Below are 17,020 nucleotides of genomic sequence, written 5' to 3' on the forward strand. Positions count from 1 at the left end.
AGTTATCCAGATGGCGAGTGGTGAAAGCGATTGCTGATCCGCATCGCGATGCGGCAGCACGATATTTGAATGCGAATGATAATGATTCTCATTCAATTGTCAAGCTGCCATGCCGGAATGACCATATGCCGCCGCCAAAAGCAAAGGCGATGTCACCGCTGAGTGTAGAAATTGAACTGCTGAGCTGAATGGAGGTCCAACCTGGGTCGATGACCAGGAGGAACCATGTATGCCGCGGGCTTTCGTCTGCTGCGGCAGGCAGGCTTGCTGAGCCGCCAGCAACGATCGCTGCTGATTGAATCCCTGCGCCCCGCGCTTGGCCTGGATCAGGTGTGCGAAGCCATCGACGGAGCCCGCTCGGCTCCCCTGTGCTGCCCTGGATGTGGCAACAGCCGCCACTACCGCCATGGCATTGTCCGCGGCCTGCAGCGCTACCGCTGCCGCGCTTGCGGCCGCACCTTCAGCGCCCTGACTGGCACGCCCCTCGCAAGGCTGCGCCACCGATCAAAGTGGCTCGACTACCTCAGGGACATGCTCGACTCGCGCAGCGTGCGCGCGGCAGCCAAGCGTATCGGAGTGCATCGCAACACCAGCTTTCGCTGGCGCCACCGCTTTCTGGACGGGGTACGGCTCGACCAGCCCGAGCGCCTCATCGGCATCGCAGAAGCAGACGAGATGTTCATCCTCGAATCGCAAAAGGGATCGCGCCGCCTGGGTCGGCCTGCCCGCAAGCGTGGAGGCCATGCCCGCACCCGCGGCATCAGCCAGGAACATGACTGTATCCTTGTTGCGCGCGACCGTGCCGGCCAGACCTGTTCCTGCGTGACCGGACGGGCTGCGGTCACGGCCAGGCAGCTGCACCGGCACTTGCGGCCCGTGCTCGATCCTGACGTCCTGTTGGTAACCGACGGGCATGTTGCGTACCGTACCTTCGCGCGCGAGGCCCGGATTGCGCATGCCTTTGTGAACCTGCGGGCCGGTGAGCGCATGCGCGGCGCCGTGCACGTGCAAAACGTGAATGCCTACCACCAGCGCCTGCGCAGTTGGCTGTCGCGCTTTCACGGCGTCGCGTCGCGCTATCTACCGAATTACCTTGGCTGGCGCTGGGCCCTAGATGAGGGACGTATCGGTGCCCCCGATCATCTCCTGCGGACAGCGATCGGCCTCTTCCACATTCAATGATGACAGCGCCAAAGCAAAGCGGGCGGTGAACTGGTTCACCGCCCGCCTCTTTTTGATGGCCGGGGCCGCGCATCCGGCGGCGGCTAATAAGGCTGGTAGACGAAGCCGTTGCCGATGATGTCCGCCAGCGCGTCCTGGTTCTCGGGCGATTCGCTGAACGACTTCAAGAGATGCTCGCGCGGGTGGCCTTCTCCCAGGCGCGCCATCCAGTAGTCCAGCCCGCCCTGGTCGGGCGCCCTGTGCAGCACATTGGCGTACAACAGGCGGACGAATTCCGCATCCGATGGCGCACTGCCGTACAGGGACTGGAACTCGAGGCTGCCGATGAAGGCGCGGGCGACGTCCAGCAGCGAGGCGCCCGCGTCCAGCCGCGACATCCAGTAGCCGACGCCCTTCAGGTCGGGCGCGCGGTCGAAGGCGGCCCGGTACAAGCGGTAGGCCTGGCCGCCAGCGCCGTCGATGTCGAGCGCGATGGCCTGGTTCTGGAACAGCAGCCGCTCGACTCCGCTCACGACGTCGGGCAGGCCGAATAGCCCCTGGCGCACCGTGACGGCGCCTGCCTCGCGCAGGATCTGGTAGCTGCCCGCGGAGCCGGGCAGCAGCAAGGTATCGATGCCGGCCCCGCCATCGATGCGCATGCCCTTCCCTCCCGCCAGCAGGTCGTCGCCGGGAGTGCCGGCATCCTGCAGCGCCACCGTCGAAAAGCGCAGGCTGTCCGGTCCCGTGTAGGCGTTCCCGGCCAGGTCGCTCACCGCCGCGCGCGGCAGCTGCACCGTATAGCTGCCCGGCTTCAGAAAATCGGCCGTCTTCAGGAATACCTGCGCGCCCTGCACGAAGGGCCAGCTGGCGTAGCTGCTGTCTGCGTCAGTGGCCATGGCGACCGCCTTGCCGCTCGCGTCGACGATGCTGATCTTCGACTTGTCGATCGCGACCGCTTCGCTGAAGGTGAGCACCACCGTGTTGTCGGTCACGCGCACGCCGGCGGCGCCGTTGGGATGCGAGCTTGCCAGCAGCGCCGGCCCCGCCGTGTCGCCGCGCAGCGGCTGCGCCAGCAGCGTGAACGGGGTGCTGCCGAAACCCGTGCGCCCCACCTGCAGGTAATACTCGCCGCTGGCAGGCGGGGTGAAGTCGAGCGCGAGCGAATAGTTGCGGTCGCTGCCGTCGTCGTAGGCCAGGGTGCGGCCGTCCGCCGCCAGCACGCGCAGCGTGAGCCACTCGCGCTGGCCGGACTGGGCGCCCACCGTGAGGGCATAGCGCTCGCCGCCGGCCAGGCTCATGCGGTAGGTGTCGAGGTCGCCGGCGGCTTCGAGCACGCCCAGCACTGGTGTCCCGGCACGCGCCGGCGCCGCGGCTGCGATGCTGCTGCCCACCAGGTCGTGCATGCCGGCGCCGAGTGCGACCGTATAGGACAGCGACTCGCCGCCCACCGAGCTGTTCAACTGCGCCACGTCGAGGAAGTATTCCCCATCCGCCGGCGCCCGGAACACGAAACGCATGTTCTCAGTGTTGGTATTGCCGTAGTAATAAGCGACGGTGGCGCCGGCCGCGTCCTTGAGATACAGGGAATAAAACTGCTGTTCGCCCTTCAGGGTGACCGTGTAATAGTTGTCCTGCTCGAGCTGCATCCGGAAACGGTCGACGTCGCGGTCGTACTCGATCGCGCCGGCCGCCAGCGCGCCGGGCGCGAGGCTGCCGGTGCCCTCGCCGCTGGCCGCGTAGTCGTCGCTCCAGCCGAGCATCCTGACCTTATAGCCTCCGGCCGCCAGCGAGCGCAGTTCAAGCAGGTAGTCGCCCGCCGCCTTCGGGTCGAAGCCCCACTGCCAGCCCAGGCCAGGCACCGGCTGGTAGTTGGCATCCAGGATCGCCACTTCGCTTGGCGGCATGTAGGGCTGGCCCACGCCTTCGACCGTGAACTCGTAGTGCATGCCGGGCCGCACACTGAATGCCACCCAGTCGGTGTCCCCGGCCACCTCGAAGCTGCCGGCCACCGTGCCGTCGCCCGCCAGGCGCTTGGGGGTCCAGGGCCCGGGCGCATCGTCGCCGACGATGTCGTGCCACTGCGCCGACAGCCGGTAGCCGCCCAGCGCGCTGGAATCGGACAGCGAGGCCGCGGCGACATAATAGGTACCGGCGTTGAGCGCCACGAATTCGAGCATCGGGTAGAACCCGTAGCTGCCTGCCATCTGCCGGGCCACGACCTGCCCCCAGGCGTCGTAGACGGCCAGCGCGTAGTGCTGGGCGCTGTATGACGGAGCCTCGTCGCCCTGCAGCGACAGCAGCACATGCGAGTATCCGCGCTCGATGCGGAAGGCGTACCAGTCGACGTCGCGTGGGCGCTCGAACATTCCGCGGACTGGCGTGAGCGTATTGAGCGAGGCTTTGGTGTCGGGACTGGCGGGGTGGTCGTCGGCGATGTCGGCCATGGCGGGAACGAAGGAAGGTGGATGCGGAACGCCGTGCCATTATAGGGAATGGATGGGTGGGGGAATCTCTTGAAAACCCACGGCCTTGTGCTCGGCACACATCAAAAAAAACGGGCAGTGAAATTTTCTTTCACCGCCCGCCTGAAAATGACGTTTTATTTCATCAACGCAACCAGCCGCGTCGGTGGAAATACAGGAGTGGCGCCGCCATCGCCGCGACCATCAGTCCGATCGCGAGCGGATAGCCGAAGTTCCAGTTCAGCTCCGGGAACACCTTGAAGTTCATGCCGTAGATGCTGGCGATCAGGGTCGGCGGCAGGAAGGCGACCGAGGCCACCGAGAAGATCTTGATGATCTTGTTCTGGTTAATGTTGATGAAACCGACGGTGGCGTCCATCAGGAAGTTCACCTTGTCGAACAGGAAGGAGGTGTGGCCGTCCAGCGATTCGATGTCGCGCAGGATCTGGCGCGCTTCCTCGAACTGGTCGCTGTTGAGCAGGCGGCCGCGCATCAGGAAGCTGACCGCGCGGCGCGTGTCCATCATGTTGCGGCGGATGCGGCCGTTCAAGTCTTCCTCGTGCGCGATCGCGTTCAGCGCGGCGGCCGCGTCCTGGTCGGTGAATTCCTTCTGCAGCACGCGGGTCGAGACTTCTTCGAGTGCCTCGTAGATGCCCTCGAGCGCGTCCGCCGAATATTCGGCATCGGTGGCGTACAGGTCGAGCAGCACGTCCATGTAGTCTTCGATCGAGCCGGGACGCGAGCGCGCGCGCAGGCGCACCAGGCGGAACACCGGCAGGTCGTCGTTATGGACCGAGAACAGGATTTTCCCGGACAGGATGAACGCCACCGTTACCACGCGCGAGGGACCGTCCTCTTCTTCCAGCAGGAAGTCGGTGCGCAGGTGCAGGTCGCCGTTTTCGGCTTCGTAATAACGGGCCGAGGCCTCGATGTCCGACACCTCGTCCTCGCCCGGCAGCGTCACGCCATAGGTCGTCTTGACGAGGATGCGCTCCTCGTCGGTGGGCTCGTTGAGGTCGACCCAGACCGGCGTCACGTTCTCCAGGTCCTCGCGCGAGTCGACGCTGACCTGGTTCAGGCGGCCATTTTGTAGGACAAATACGTTGATCATGCGCTGTTTCTCGGCCGGGATTCGAAATTTTGCCGCAAGTGTACCTGAGAGGCCCTGCACGGGGCCACCCCGTAACGACAATTTCGTCCCGATCGGTGCCCTGAGGGCACTTACGGCAGGTCGGCGAAACGCATGCGGCGCTGGATCAGCGCAGTGCGACGCATCAGGTAGGACGTCGAGCGGTGCTTGTCATAGTAGCGCGGATTGGGCAGCATCACCGCCAGGCGCGCGGCCTGCTGGGTGTTCAGGTTGGCGGCCGAGGTGCGGAAGTAATGGCGCGCCGCCGCTTCCGCGCCGAACACGCCGCGGCCGTATTCCACCACGTTCAGGTAGACCTCGAGGATGCGCTTTTTGCTCATCACGGTTTCGAGCATGAAGGCGATGATCATCTCCTGCCCCTTGCGCAGGTAGCTGCGCGAACCGGACAGGAACAGGTTCTTGGCCAGCTGCTGGGTGATGGTCGAGCCGCCGCCGACCACCTTGCTGCGCTTGTTGTTGCGCTCATAGGCCGCTTCCAGCGCTTCCCAGTCCACGCCGCCATGTTCGGCGAAGCGCGAATCTTCCGAGGCCACCACGGCCCGCTTCAGGTTGACCGAGATGCGCTCGTAGGGCACCCACTCGTGCTTGAGCTTCGCGTTCGGGTTCTTCTCGCGCAGTTCGGACAGCTGCTGGCGCATGAAGCTGGTCGAGCCGGGATTGAACACCGAGTACCAGCAGACCATGATGAAGAAGTACAGCTGCACCAGCAGCACCAGCAGGATCGGGCCGAGGATCAGCCACTTGAGCCAGCGGCGCGAGGTCTTCGCGCTGGCCTTTTTCGTTTTCCCCATCGCCATCGTGCTTGCGGTCATGGTCGCATCTTCCTGAACACTTCCGCCGTGTCGGGACGTACGCCGCGCCAGATGGCGAAGGCTTCGGCCGCCTGCTCGATCAGCATGCCCAGGCCGTCGCGCGTGGCGGCGCCGGCTTGGGAAGCGAATTCCATGAACACGGTCGGCTGGCTGCCGTACATCATGTCCAGCGCCAGGGCGCCCGGGCCGAACACAGTGGGCGAGACCGGCGGCAATTCGCCCGCCAGGCTGCTCGCGCTGGCGTTGATGACGATGTCGAAGCTGCCGGCGACGCTCGCGAAGCCCATGCCGCTGACCGGCACCGCGTACTGGCCGAAATCGCGGGCCAGCGCCTCGGCGGTGGCCACGGTGCGGTTGGCGATCACGATCTCGCGCGGGCCCTGCTGGATCAGGGGCAGCAGCGCGCCGCGCGCGGCGCCGCCGGCGCCCAGCAGCAGCACGCGTTTGCCGGCGATGGCGACGCCCGCATTGCGGGTGATGTCGGCCACCAGGCCCGGACCATCGGTGTTGTCGCCGACGATCTCGCCGCTCGCGAACACCAGCGTGTTGACGGCGCCGGCGGCGCGGGCGCGTTCTTCCAGGCGGGTGCAGACGCGCGCCGCCTCGAGCTTGAACGGCAGGGTGACGTTGGCGCCGCGGAAGCCGTCCGCCACCAGCTGTTTTACTGTCGCGGCAAAACCGTCGAGCGGCGCCAGGCAGCGTTCGTAGACCAGGTCCTGGCCGGTCTGGCGCGCGTAGACCGGGTGGATCTCCGGGGACTTGCTGTGGGCGATCGGGTTGCCGATCACGCAGTACTTATCTGTCATGTTTGCTCATCCTGCGTCGCCTCGCAATTCGGTCTGCATCTTTTCTTCGCGCGTGAACCGGAAGCGCGTGATCACTTCCCACAGGTCGTCCTTGCCGCGGGTGCGCATGTTGGCCGGGAAGCTGCCGAAGGGCGCGGCCTGGCGCACGATGCGCAGCGCGGCGGCGTCGAGCGCGCGGTTGCCCGAGCTCTGCTCGACGCGCGGGCCGCCATCCTTCATGTAGATGGTCCCGTCCTGGAACACCGGGATGTAGACCACCAGCTCGCCGTACAGCTTCTGGCCGCTCTGCTGCGGGAAGTTGAGGGTGCCGACTTCCTCGATCCGCTTCTGCATCTCTTTATAGTAGAGCGCATAGCCGACCTGGCGCGTGCTGGGCGTGATCTGGGTGCGCTTGGGGCGCTTGTTCTGGTCTTCGATGCGCTCGATCACCTCGGCCGCGCTGCGCGAGATGGCGCGGCTGGTGTCCAGCGCGTCACTGCCGGTGCGGGTCGGGTCGGGCTTGTCCTGCTCGGTCTTGGGCGGCGCGTTGAAGGCGGAACCGCGCACGCGGGTCAGGACGTTCTGCTGTTGCTGTTCCAGTTCGGCGATGCGGCGCTGCAGGGCCTTGATGCTTTCGCCGTTCTCCGTTTTGCGCAGGTCGGGCAGCGGCGAGCGCGCGCGTCCCGCATCGGCAGTGCCGCCGCCTTCCAGGTTGGCCTGGGCCAGGGCGTCGGCTTTTACCGGGGCGTTCGCATGCTTGGCGTTGACGAGGATGACTTCGAGCCCGGGATCCGCCGGCTGCTGGCGAAAGGCGTCCGGCGCGGCGAAACGGATCGCCAGCAGCGCCGCGTGCGCGAGCACGGACACGCCAAGGGCGATCATCAGGGGGCGGTTATCTTGCAAATACTTCACTGCGCGTGCCCGGGGCGGGCGGTTGGGTCAGGGATGGGGCATTCTAACCTGCAACGGCAGCGTGTGGTGGGGTTCGTAGGGTGGGCGGCTTTGCCGCCCACGCGGTGGTAGTTATCGGGTGAATAACTGTTCGGGATGATCTTGCAGCCGGTTGAGCGCGTGGGCGGGAGGACCCGCCCACCCTACGATATCAGGCCGTGCCGGCGTTTGCCGGGACCTCCACGCCTTCTTCCGTCGTGACCGCAGCAACGACACCTTCCGCCTCCACCACTTCCGCCAGCGCTGCTTCCCCGGTATCGCCCTCTTCCTCTTCTTCCAGCCCGATCGAGGCATCCGGCGCCACTGCCGCCACCTCGAGCAGGCGCGCTTCCAGCGACAGGTCGACTTCGTCCCAGCGCACGATATCCAGTTTCACCTGCGCGCCCCTGGCCACCTGCGGCATGCCGGCCAGGCGCGCCACCAGCGGGATCTCGACCAGGCGCACCACTTCGTCCTTCAGCACCACGGCGTCGACCTGCTTCGCATTCTCCTGCCCCAGCCAGCGCAGGCACCAGTAGCGTTCCATGTTCTGCTGGAAGTCGTTGTAGGCCGCATAGGCCGCGTCGAAAGCGGAGACGATCGAGAACAGCGTCGCGTCGCGGTGCTTGAAGGGCGCCACCAGCGGCGCGGTCACGCCATGGGAGGCGCAGGCCAGGATCTGCCACTGGTTCACCAGGTCGGTATAGCGGCGCAGCGGCGAGGTGCTCCATGCGTACTGGTCCACGCCCAGGCCCTGGTGCAGCGCCGCGTGGGTGACCATGCGCACCTGGATCTTGGCATTCCAGCCGCCCGCGCCCGGACCCTGCGAACGGTAGATGCCCGGCACGCCCGAGTCGTGCAGCAGCTTGCCCCAGGTGCTGTTGGCGAAGATCATCAGCTCGGCCACGATCTTGTCGAGCGGCGCGCCGCGCTTGCGGCGCACGATGGTGACCACGTCGTCTTCCACGTAGAAGTTGAAGTCGACGCGGTTGGCCTGCTCGGGCTTCAGGCCGAAGGCTTCGCGCTTCTGCATGCGGCCCGCTTCCAGCTGCAGCGCCCACTGCCACAGCAGGCCCAGTTCTTCCTTGTGCGGATATTCGCCTTCGCCGCTGGCGAGCGTCTCTTCATTGACCAGCGCGTCGAGGTCGTTGTGGCGCAGGTTGCTCTTGATCGGTACGCGCTCGGCGCGGGTGGTGGTCGAGACCACGGTCCAGTCCTGCGGGTTGAGCACGGCATACAGCGACAGCGCCGGGCAGTCATTGCCTTCCGCAAGGGTGAAGGCGTTCACCACCTCGTCCGGCAGCATGGTGATCTTATCGCCCGGCATATAGACAGTGGACATGCGCGCGCGTGCGATCTTGTCGATCGCATCGTCCGGGCGGATGCCCAGGCCCGGCGCCGCGATGTGGATACCCACGCGCACCAGGCCATCGTCCAGTTTGACGACCGAGAAGGCGTCGTCGATCTCGGTGGTGGTCACGTCGTCGATCGAGAAGGCGGCGACGTCTGCCAGCGGCAGGTCTTCCGGCGCCTTCGGCACCTCGACTTGCGGGAAGCCGGCGCCGCGCGGGAAGTGCTCGAACAGGAAGCGCGACATGTGCAGTTCCTTGGGCGACGCCAGCCCGCCCGTACTCAGCATCAGGCGCTGCGCGGTGGTCTGCAGTTCGGAGGCGGCCGCTTCCAGCGCCTTGTACTCGATGGTGTTCTTGTCCGGCTTGAACAGCAGCTGCTGCACGATCGCCTGCATCGAGGCCGGGAGCTTGCCGGCCTTGAGCTCATCGACGTAGCCGGCCTGGATGATGGCCTGCTGCTTCTTCTTTTCGATGCCGGCCAGGGCCGCCTTGAGGGTCTGCTCCGGCGCGGCCTTGTAGCGTCCGCGGCCCTTCTTGTGGAAGTAGATCGGGGCGGCGTGCAGCGCCAGCACCAGGCCGGCGGCTTCGTGCGGCAGGGGGGCGTGGCCGAAGTATTCGGCGCCGAGTTCGGCGAAGCCGAATTCTTCCTGGCCCGCGACTTCCCACAGGAAGTCGAGGTCGACCTCGGCGGCGATGCCCTTGGCCGCAGCCAGCAGCGCTTCCGGCTCGGACTTGTCGAACTGGATCAGCACGTCCTTGGACTTGACCTTGCTGCGCTTGCCGCTGGCCAGTTCGACCTGGTAGGCCTCGCCCGCCTGCGACAGGATGGTGCCGACCTTGAAGTCGCCCGACTCTTCAAAAAAAACGTTCATATTTATTTCGTGTTCTGTAATGGTGTGGCCGGCGTCAGGCCGAGCACCGCAGGCAAGAATACCTCAGTGACCAGCAGCAGGCCTTGACGGCGGCGGTAGACGCAGCGCCGCGCGTAATAATGGGATGCTTCGACTCCGCCCAGCGCCGCGCGCACGCGGTTCAACAGCGGATGGCCCGCGCGGATGCGCGCGAATTCCAGCTGGCCGCGTCGCACCAGCGGGTCGTAAAACAGGGTGGTGCCGAGCGAACGTTCGCCCAGCGCCGAAAACAGCGGCCAGTCGCTGGCGCTGCAACTGGTCGGCACGACCGTGTGGCCAAACACCCTTGGCACGCCGTCGCACTCGAGCAGCACTTCGCGCTCCCACACGCGGCCCGGACGCGGCAGGCCGATCGCCCGCGCCTCGTCCGCCAGGCAGGTAGCGGCGTTCTGGTGCAGCCGGCGCACGCGGAAACGCTCGCTGTGCGCCATCAGGCGCGCCGTCAGCGAGCCCTCGGTCGTGAGCCAATCCTGCATTGCCGCCGGCGCGCGCACGGCGAGCACATGCGGCTGCCACGCCGCCAGGCGCAAGGACGCGCCCCTCACTGCACCCGGCTCGCGCAGAAGGCCAGCACGTCGTCCACGTATTGCGGGAATTCAGAGATCGCATGGTCGCTGCCTTCGATCACGTGCTGCTTTGCGCCCGCGTAGTGCGCCACCATGTCGCGGTAGTCGAGCACTTCGTCGCCGGTCGCGGCCAGCAGGTAATAACGCTGCGGTTTCGTAATCTTCTCGACGCGCAGCGCCGCCAGCTCGTCGATGTATTCGCGGCGGAATTCAAAAGCTTCGTCCGAATGCCAGGCCGTGGTCACGCCGACGTGGTGCTCCAGGTTCTTCAGTGGATTCACGGACGGGTTGAGCAGCACCGCCGGCACGTCCAGGCGCTCGGCCAGCCAGGTGGCGTAGAAGCCGCCCAGCGAGGAGCCGATGATGGCCAGGTTGTCCGGCGCATGGCGCTCGGCCAGCAGCAGTGCCAGGGCCATCGCTTCCTTCGGCGAGGCCGGCAGCTGCGGGCAGATCAGCTCACCCGCGCGCCCTGCGTCCGCCAGGGCCTGGTGCACCACGCGCGCCTTGAAGGACCGGGGCGAGGAGCGAAACCCATGCAGGTACAGAATCATGGAGCCAGGGCGTCCAGCAGTTTCTGGTGCACGCCGCCGAAGCCGCCGTTGCTCATCACGAGGATATGGTCGCCCGGCTGGGCCGCCTGCACGATCGCCTGCACCATGTAGTCGAGCTGGTCGAAGCTGTGGGCGATCGCGCCCAGCGGTTTGAGCGCATCGGCCAGCGACCAGCCCAAGGCCTGCTGGCTGCCGAAGCCGAACACCAGGTCGGCGTCCTTCAGGCTGCCGGGCAGCGCATCCTTCATGGCGCCCAGCTTCATGGTGTTCGAGCGCGGCTCCAGCACGGCCAGGATGCGGCCGCCCGTGCCGATCTTCTGCCGCAGGCCGCCCACGGTGGTGGCGATCGCCGTCGGATGGTGGGCGAAGTCGTCGTACACGGTGACATTGTTGACGGTGCCGCGCACTTCCATGCGGCGCTTGACGCTCTGGAAGCGCGACAGCGAGGCAATCGCCTGCGAGGTCGGCACGCCGACGTGGCGCGCGGCGGCGATCGCGGCCAGCGCGTTCGAGCGGTTGTGGTGGCCGGTCAGTTCCCAGTGCACGGTGCCTTGCACGTCGCCATTGAACAGGACGTCGAAGCTGGCGCCGCCCGGATGCTCGACCAGGGTCCAGTTCACGCCGTCGGCGGCGCCGAAGGTCTCTTTCTCGCTCCAGCAGCCGCGCTTCAGGACGCGGGCCAGCGAGGCTTCGTCGCCGTTCACCACCAGGCGGCCCACGCCCGGCACAGTGCGCACCAGGTGATGGAACTGGGTTTCGATGGCGCCGATGTCCGGGAAGATGTCGGCATGATCGTATTCCAGGTTGTTCAGCACCGCGGTCTTGGCGTGGTAGTGGACGAACTTGCTGCGCTTGTCGAAGAAGGCGGTGTCATATTCGTCCGCCTCGATCACGAAGAACTCGCTCGGCTTGTCGCCGTGCAGGCGCGCCGAGATGCCGAAGTTCATCGGCACGCCGCCGATCAGGAAGCCCGGCGCGTAGCCCGCGTCTTCCAGGATCCAGGCCAGCATCGAGGTGGTCGTGGTCTTGCCGTGCGTACCGGCCACGGCCAGCACCCACTTGTCGCGCAGGATGTGTTCGCCAATCCACTGCGGGCCGGAGACATAGGGCAGGCCGCGGTTCAGGATCTCTTCGATCAGCGGATTCCCTCGCGTCATGACATTGCCGATCACATACAGATCCGGGTTCAGCGACACCTGGTCCGGGCCATAGCCCTGGATCAGCTCGATGCCCTGGGCTTCCAGCTGGGTGCTCATCGGGGGATAGACGTTGGCGTCGCAACCGGTGACGCGGTGGCCGGCTTCCTTCGCCAGGACCGCCAGGCCACCCATGAAGGTGCCGCAAATACCGAGGATATGAATGTGCATGGTCGAAAAGAAATAGCTGCGGTAGGGACCGAAAGCGCGATTCTACCCGACCCGCTGTCATTTTCCGCTTAAGAGTATGATTCAAGCATCATGCCTACACCGAATAGTGATGTACTCCAGTTGCGCGCTGAAATTGCTGCCAATGCGGCGCGCATGATCGCCCAGGATGGCGCCGACTACGACACCGCGCGCCGCAAGGCCGCCCGCCAGGTGCTCGGGGTCGACCGCCCCAGCCCCAACCTGATGCCCGACAACCTGCAGATCGAGGACGAAGTCCGTAAATACCAGCAGCTGTTCGGCGGCGCCGGCCAGGCCGCGCGCCTGCTCGCCATGCGCGAGGCCGCCCTGCAGGTAATGGACCAGCTCGCCGATTTCCGCCCCTACCTCACCGGCGCCGTGCTCAACGGCACCGCGGGCGAGCATGACGACATCCACCTGCAGCTGTTTGCGGAAAGCGCCAAGGAAGTCGAGATCTACCTGCTCAACCGTAACGTCAATATAGAGATCTCCGAAACGCCCCATTTCAAGGGCGGACGGCACGATCCGGTTGAAACGGTGAGCTTCATGTGGCATAAGGAAACTATTCATGCCGAGTTGTACGACTTTCATGACTTGCGCGGGGCACTGAAGCCGCGCGCGGATGGCCGCCTTCAACGGGTTGACGCAGCGGGGCTGCGCGCCTTGATGGCGAATGACGAAACACTGGAACAGGACGAATGAATAAAAAGCATGTGGCTGCGTATGTGGCCGTCGCCGCGCTGTTCGGCATCATGGGCGCCCTCGTGGCGATCAATAAAAAGGAAGTGCCTCCCTATACCACCGCCATTGCGCCGACCGGCGGCAAGCCGCATACGGCGGTGGACAATCTCTTCAAGCAGTCGCTGAACGACCTGCAGGGCAAGCCGCAATCGCTGGCCCAGTGGCGCGGCAAGCCGCTGGTGGTGAATTTCTGGGCCACCTGGTGCGCGCCCTGCGTGCAGGAGATGCCGGAACTGTCCGAGCTGGCGCATACGGACGGCGGCAAGACCTTCAATGTGATCGGCATCGGCATCGATTCGCCCTCGAACATGAACGAATTCGCGGCCAAGCTGAAGATCGCCTACCCGCTGTACGTGGCCGGCATGGGCGGCACCGAGCTGTCGCGCGAATTCGGCAACAGTGCGGGCGGCCTGCCGTATACGGTCCTGATCGGGGCCGACGGGCAGGTGCGCAAGACTTATCTAGGCAAGCTGAAGTTCGACGAACTGCGCGCAGATTTAGCGAAGTTGTAGGGTGGGCGGGTTTCCCGCCCACGCGGCCAGTCAGCAATTGAACAGCCGCGCAGGCAGCAGCACCGTAATTTGAACGCGTGGGCGGCATAGCCGCCCACCCTACGAAAAGCGGCCGGGCGAACGATCGTTCTTTTCCGAACTTCTCCGAACATGCCCCTATCGCCTGACAATTTTACTGCTTGCCAATAGTCGAGCTTGGCGGCACAATGCCTTCCTTTCGGGCGTTCAGACTCTTCAACATGGCGAAAAAGCTACTGCTGCTTAATGGCCCCAACCTCAATTTATTGGGGACCCGGGAGCCTGCGGTGTACGGCGCGACGACGCTGGCCGACATCGAGCAGGCAGCAGAGGCACAGGCTCTCGGCGCGGGCGCAAGCCTCGACTGCTTCCAGAGCAACCATGAAGGAGCCCTGATCGACCGCATCCACGCCGCCCGCGGCGAAGGCGTGGATGCGATCGTCATCAATCCGGGCGGCCTGACCCATACCAGCGTGGCCTTGCGCGATGCGCTTGCTGCGGTGGCGATCCCGTTCGTGGAGGTGCACATCTCGAATGTCCACGCCCGCGAGCCCTTCCGGCACCACTCGTACCTGTCCGCAATTGCGCAAGGCGTGATCTGCGGCCTGGGTCCGGACGGATACCGGTTTGCCATCGACTTTGCGCTTAAATCGCGTTAATCTACGTCAACTTCATGTATCAGCGGCCGCAGGGCGACCCGCCATCGCGTTGCCAGCTCTCTTAAAAACGAATAAAACATTCCAAGGGGTTTCACATGGATCTCAGAAAACTCAAGACTTTGATCGACCTGGTCGCCGAATCGGACATCGCTGAACTCGAAGTGACCGAAGGCGAAAGCAAGGTCCGCATCGTCAAGTCGTCCGCAAACCCGCAGAACAACGGGATGATGATGGTCCCGCAGCAGGCCGTGCAGCACTACGCCGCACCCGCTCCGCAGGCCGCCCCGGCCGCCGCCGCACCGGCAGCAGCCCCGGCCGTTGCCGCCGAGCCGACCGGCCACGTGGTGAAGTCGCCGATGGTCGGCACCTTCTACCGCTCCTCGGCCCCGGGCGCCGCCGCCTTCGTCGAAGTCGGCCAGAGCATCAAGCAGGGCGATACCCTGTGCATCATCGAAGCGATGAAGCTCCTGAACGAGATCGATGCCGACGTCGCCGGCACGGTCACCAAGATCCTCGTGGAAAACGGCCAACCGGTCGAATTTGGCCAGCCGCTGTTCGTGATCGGCTAAGCAGCCTCCGGCGGCGCCCTGCCGCCAGCCCATCCTATGTCGTGTCCGGCGCGTGCTTTTACAGGCTGCGCCGGTTTTCACTGAAACACCGAACCTACCATGTTTGAAAAAATCCTCATCGCCAACCGTGGTGAAATCGCGCTGCGTATCCAGCGCGCCTGCCGTGAGCTGGGCATCAAGACGGTTGTCGTTCACTCCGAGGCCGACAAGGACGCCAAGTACGTCAAGCTGGCCGACGAATCGGTTTGCATCGGGCCGGCCCAGTCGGCGCTCAGCTACCTGAACATGCCGGCCATTATCAGCGCCGCCGAAGTGACGGACGCCGAGGCGATCCACCCGGGCTATGGCTTCCTGTCGGAGAACGCCGACTTTGCCGAGCGCGTCGAGAAATCCGGCTTCGTCTTCATCGGCCCGCGTTCGGACTCGATCCGCCTGATGGGCGACAAGGTCTCGGCCAAGCAGGCAATGATCAAGGCCGGCGTGCCCTGCGTGCCCGGTTCGGACGGCGCCCTGCCGGACGATCCGAAGGAAATCATCCAGACCGCGCGCCGCATCGGCTACCCGGTCATCATCAAGGCCGCCGGCGGCGGCGGCGGTCGCGGCATGCGCGTGGTGCATACCGAAGCCGCGCTGCTGGGCGCCGTGCAGATGACCAAGACCGAAGCCGGCAGCGCCTTCGGCAATCCGGAAGTCTATATGGAGAAGTACCTGGAAAATCCGCGCCACGTGGAGATCCAGATCCTCGCCGACGAACACAAGAACGCCGTCTGGCTGGGCGAACGCGACTGCTCGATGCAGCGTCGCCACCAGAAAGTCATCGAAGAAGCACCGGCGCCGGGCATCCCGCGCAAGCTGATCGAGAAGATCGGCGACCGCTGCGCCGAGGCCTGCCGCAAGATCGGCTACCGCGGCGCCGGCACCTTCGAATTCCTGTACGAGAACGGCGAGTTCTACTTCATCGAAATGAACACCCGCGTGCAGGTGGAACACCCGGTCACCGAGATGATCACCGGGATCGACATCGTGCAGGAACAGATCCGCATCGCCTGCGGCGAGAAGCTGCGCTTCCGCCAGCGCGACATCATGCTGTCGGGCCACGCGATCGAGTGCCGCATCAATGCCGAAGACCCGTTCAAGTTCACCCCGTCGCCGGGCCGCATCACCAGCTGGCACCCGCCGGGCGGTCCCGGCATCCGTGTCGATTCGCACTCGTATGCAGGATATTATGTTCCACCTCATTACGACTCGATGATCGGCAAGGTAATTTCCTACGGTGCGACGCGCGAGCAGGCGATCCGCCGCATGCAAATCGCGCTCTCGGAAATGGTGGTTGAAGGTATTCTCACCAATATCCCGCTGCACCGTGAGCTGATGGTCGACGCCCGCTTCATCGAGGGCGGCACCAACATCCATTACCTGGAGCAGAAGCTGGCCGCCAAGCCGGACCTGCCGAAGGAAACGGGCATCGGCGCCAAATCGGAAGTTAAGGTAGACGCATGAGTTGGACCGAAGTCGTCATCGAAGTAGCGCGTGACCACGCGGAGGCCCTGTCGGACGCCCTGATGGAAGCGGGCGCCCTGTCGGTCTCGGTGGAAGACGCGGACGAAGGCACGGAGGCGGAAAAGCCGCTGTTCGGCGAGCCGGGCATGGAGCCGACCGAAGCGGCCTGGGACCATTCGCGCGTCGTCGCGCTCACCGACCTAGATGCCGACCAGTTCGCGATCGTGCAGGAAGCCGCCAACGCCATCAGGCTGCCGGTCGTGCCCTCCTTTACCACCCGCGCGGTGGCGGACGCCGACTGGGTGCGCCTCACGCAATCCCAGTTCGAGCCTATCCACATCGGCAAGAACATCTGGGTCGTGCCGAGCTGGCACGAAGCGCCGGACCCGAATGGCCTCATCCTGGAACTCGATCCCGGCCTGGCCTTCGGCACCGGCAGCCACCCGACCACCCGCCTGTGCATGGAATGGCTGGAAGCGCATCCGGCGCCGGGCAAATCGGTGCTGGACTACGGCTGCGGCTCGGGCATCCTGGCGATGGTCGCCAAGAAGCTCGGCGCCGGCGATGTGGCCGGCGTCGACATCGATCCGCAGGCAATCGAATCCGCGCGCGCCAATGCCGAACGCAATGGCTGTGCGATCGACTTCTACGTGCCGGACGACCTGGCCGTGACGCCGAACGAGCGCCACGCCAAGGGCCAGTTCGACATCGTGGTGGCGAACATCCTGTCGAGCCCATTGAAGCTGATGGCGCCGATGCTGTCGGGCCGCGTGGCGCCTGGCGGCAGCCTGATCCTGTCGGGCGTGCTGGCGCGCCAGGCGGAGGAAGTCGCGGCCGCCTACGCACCTTTCATCAAGCTGGGCGTCTGGGCCGAGCAGGACGGCTGGGTTGCCCTTCACGGGACGCTCGGCCAGGACACCGCACCCGCGCCGCGCTCCGCCACTGCCGGCTGACGC

17 protein-coding genes are annotated in these 17,020 nt (G+C 65.4%); 8 read left to right on the forward strand and 9 right to left on the reverse strand.

Annotation, left to right across the window (positions count from 1 at the left end; genetic code table 11):
- Positions 1-20: 20 nt before the first annotated feature.
- Complete coding sequence (locus tag LK539_RS14375; protein ID WP_227801671.1) at positions 21-188, forward strand: hypothetical protein; 168 nt, start codon at positions 21-23, stop codon at positions 186-188.
- Positions 189-225: 37 nt separating this feature from the next.
- Positions 226-1,182, forward strand: a complete 957-nt coding sequence (locus LK539_RS14380; RefSeq protein ID WP_227801672.1) for an IS1595 family transposase — start codon at positions 226-228, stop codon at positions 1,180-1,182.
- Positions 1,183-1,265: 83 nt separating this feature from the next.
- Here the strand turns inward: LK539_RS14380 and LK539_RS14385 are convergent, their stop codons facing one another.
- From LK539_RS14385 to mpl, 9 genes are all read right to left on the reverse strand, one after another.
- Positions 1,266-3,605, reverse strand: a complete 2,340-nt coding sequence (locus tag LK539_RS14385; protein ID WP_227801674.1) for a DUF4214 domain-containing protein — start codon at positions 3,603-3,605, stop codon at positions 1,266-1,268.
- Between the two features lie 163 nt (positions 3,606-3,768).
- Complete coding sequence (gene corA, locus LK539_RS14390) at positions 3,769-4,734, reverse strand: magnesium/cobalt transporter CorA (protein WP_227801675.1); 966 nt, start codon at positions 4,732-4,734, stop codon at positions 3,769-3,771.
- Between the two features lie 110 nt (positions 4,735-4,844).
- Positions 4,845-5,564 (reverse strand): monofunctional biosynthetic peptidoglycan transglycosylase, encoded by a 720-nt coding sequence (mtgA, locus tag LK539_RS14395; protein WP_227802088.1) that lies wholly within the window; start codon positions 5,562-5,564, stop codon positions 4,845-4,847.
- A gap of 17 nt (positions 5,565-5,581) precedes the next feature.
- On the reverse strand, positions 5,582-6,391 hold the full coding sequence (aroE, locus tag LK539_RS14400; protein ID WP_227801676.1) for a shikimate dehydrogenase: 810 nt from the start codon (positions 6,389-6,391) through the stop codon (positions 5,582-5,584).
- A 6-nt stretch (positions 6,392-6,397) separates the two neighbouring features.
- Positions 6,398-7,252, reverse strand: a complete 855-nt coding sequence (locus LK539_RS14405; RefSeq protein WP_227801677.1) for a TonB family protein — start codon at positions 7,250-7,252, stop codon at positions 6,398-6,400.
- Positions 7,253-7,472: 220 nt separating this feature from the next.
- Complete coding sequence (locus tag LK539_RS14410; protein ID WP_227801678.1) at positions 7,473-9,524, reverse strand: ribonuclease catalytic domain-containing protein; 2,052 nt, start codon at positions 9,522-9,524, stop codon at positions 7,473-7,475.
- 2 nt (positions 9,525-9,526) lie between these two features.
- Positions 9,527-10,093 carry a chorismate lyase gene (locus tag LK539_RS14415; protein WP_229520738.1) on the reverse strand — a complete coding sequence of 189 codons (567 nt, stop codon included), beginning with the start codon at positions 10,091-10,093 and terminating at the stop codon, positions 9,527-9,529.
- Positions 10,094-10,104: 11 nt separating this feature from the next.
- Positions 10,105-10,680 carry a YqiA/YcfP family alpha/beta fold hydrolase gene (locus LK539_RS14420; RefSeq protein WP_227801680.1) on the reverse strand — a complete coding sequence of 192 codons (576 nt, stop codon included), beginning with the start codon at positions 10,678-10,680 and terminating at the stop codon, positions 10,105-10,107.
- Complete coding sequence (gene mpl / locus LK539_RS14425; protein ID WP_227801681.1) at positions 10,677-12,047, reverse strand: UDP-N-acetylmuramate:L-alanyl-gamma-D-glutamyl-meso-diaminopimelate ligase; 1,371 nt, start codon at positions 12,045-12,047, stop codon at positions 10,677-10,679. Before mpl ends, LK539_RS14420 begins: the two co-directional genes overlap by 4 nt.
- A gap of 90 nt (positions 12,048-12,137) precedes the next feature.
- On the opposite strand from mpl, the gene LK539_RS14430 reads away from it, so the two are divergent.
- The 6 genes from LK539_RS14430 (at position 12,138) to prmA (ending at position 17,017) form a co-directional block, all read left to right on the forward strand.
- Positions 12,138-12,767, forward strand: coding sequence for a hypothetical protein (locus LK539_RS14430; protein WP_227801682.1), 630 nt, complete (start codon positions 12,138-12,140; stop codon positions 12,765-12,767).
- Positions 12,764-13,318, forward strand: coding sequence for a TlpA disulfide reductase family protein (locus tag LK539_RS14435; RefSeq protein ID WP_227801683.1), 555 nt, complete (start codon positions 12,764-12,766; stop codon positions 13,316-13,318). Before LK539_RS14430 ends, LK539_RS14435 begins: the two co-directional genes overlap by 4 nt.
- Before the next feature lie 239 nt (positions 13,319-13,557).
- Positions 13,558-13,995: a type II 3-dehydroquinate dehydratase gene (gene aroQ, locus LK539_RS14440; protein ID WP_227801684.1), complete on the forward strand. Its 438-nt coding sequence runs from the start codon at positions 13,558-13,560 to the stop codon at positions 13,993-13,995.
- 95 nt (positions 13,996-14,090) lie between these two features.
- Complete coding sequence (gene accB / locus LK539_RS14445) at positions 14,091-14,564, forward strand: acetyl-CoA carboxylase biotin carboxyl carrier protein (protein WP_227801686.1); 474 nt, start codon at positions 14,091-14,093, stop codon at positions 14,562-14,564.
- 99 nt (positions 14,565-14,663) lie between these two features.
- A complete protein-coding gene (gene accC, locus LK539_RS14450; protein WP_227801688.1) occupies positions 14,664-16,064 on the forward strand; it encodes an acetyl-CoA carboxylase biotin carboxylase subunit in 1,401 nt (466 codons plus the stop codon).
- Positions 16,061-17,017: a 50S ribosomal protein L11 methyltransferase gene (gene prmA / locus LK539_RS14455; RefSeq protein WP_227801689.1), complete on the forward strand. Its 957-nt coding sequence runs from the start codon at positions 16,061-16,063 to the stop codon at positions 17,015-17,017. Before accC ends, prmA begins: the two co-directional genes overlap by 4 nt.
- Positions 17,018-17,020: the final 3 nt, after the last annotated feature.

The organism is Massilia sp. IC2-476 (assembly GCF_020707295.1).
Lineage (GTDB): Bacteria > Pseudomonadota > Gammaproteobacteria > Burkholderiales > Burkholderiaceae_D > Telluria.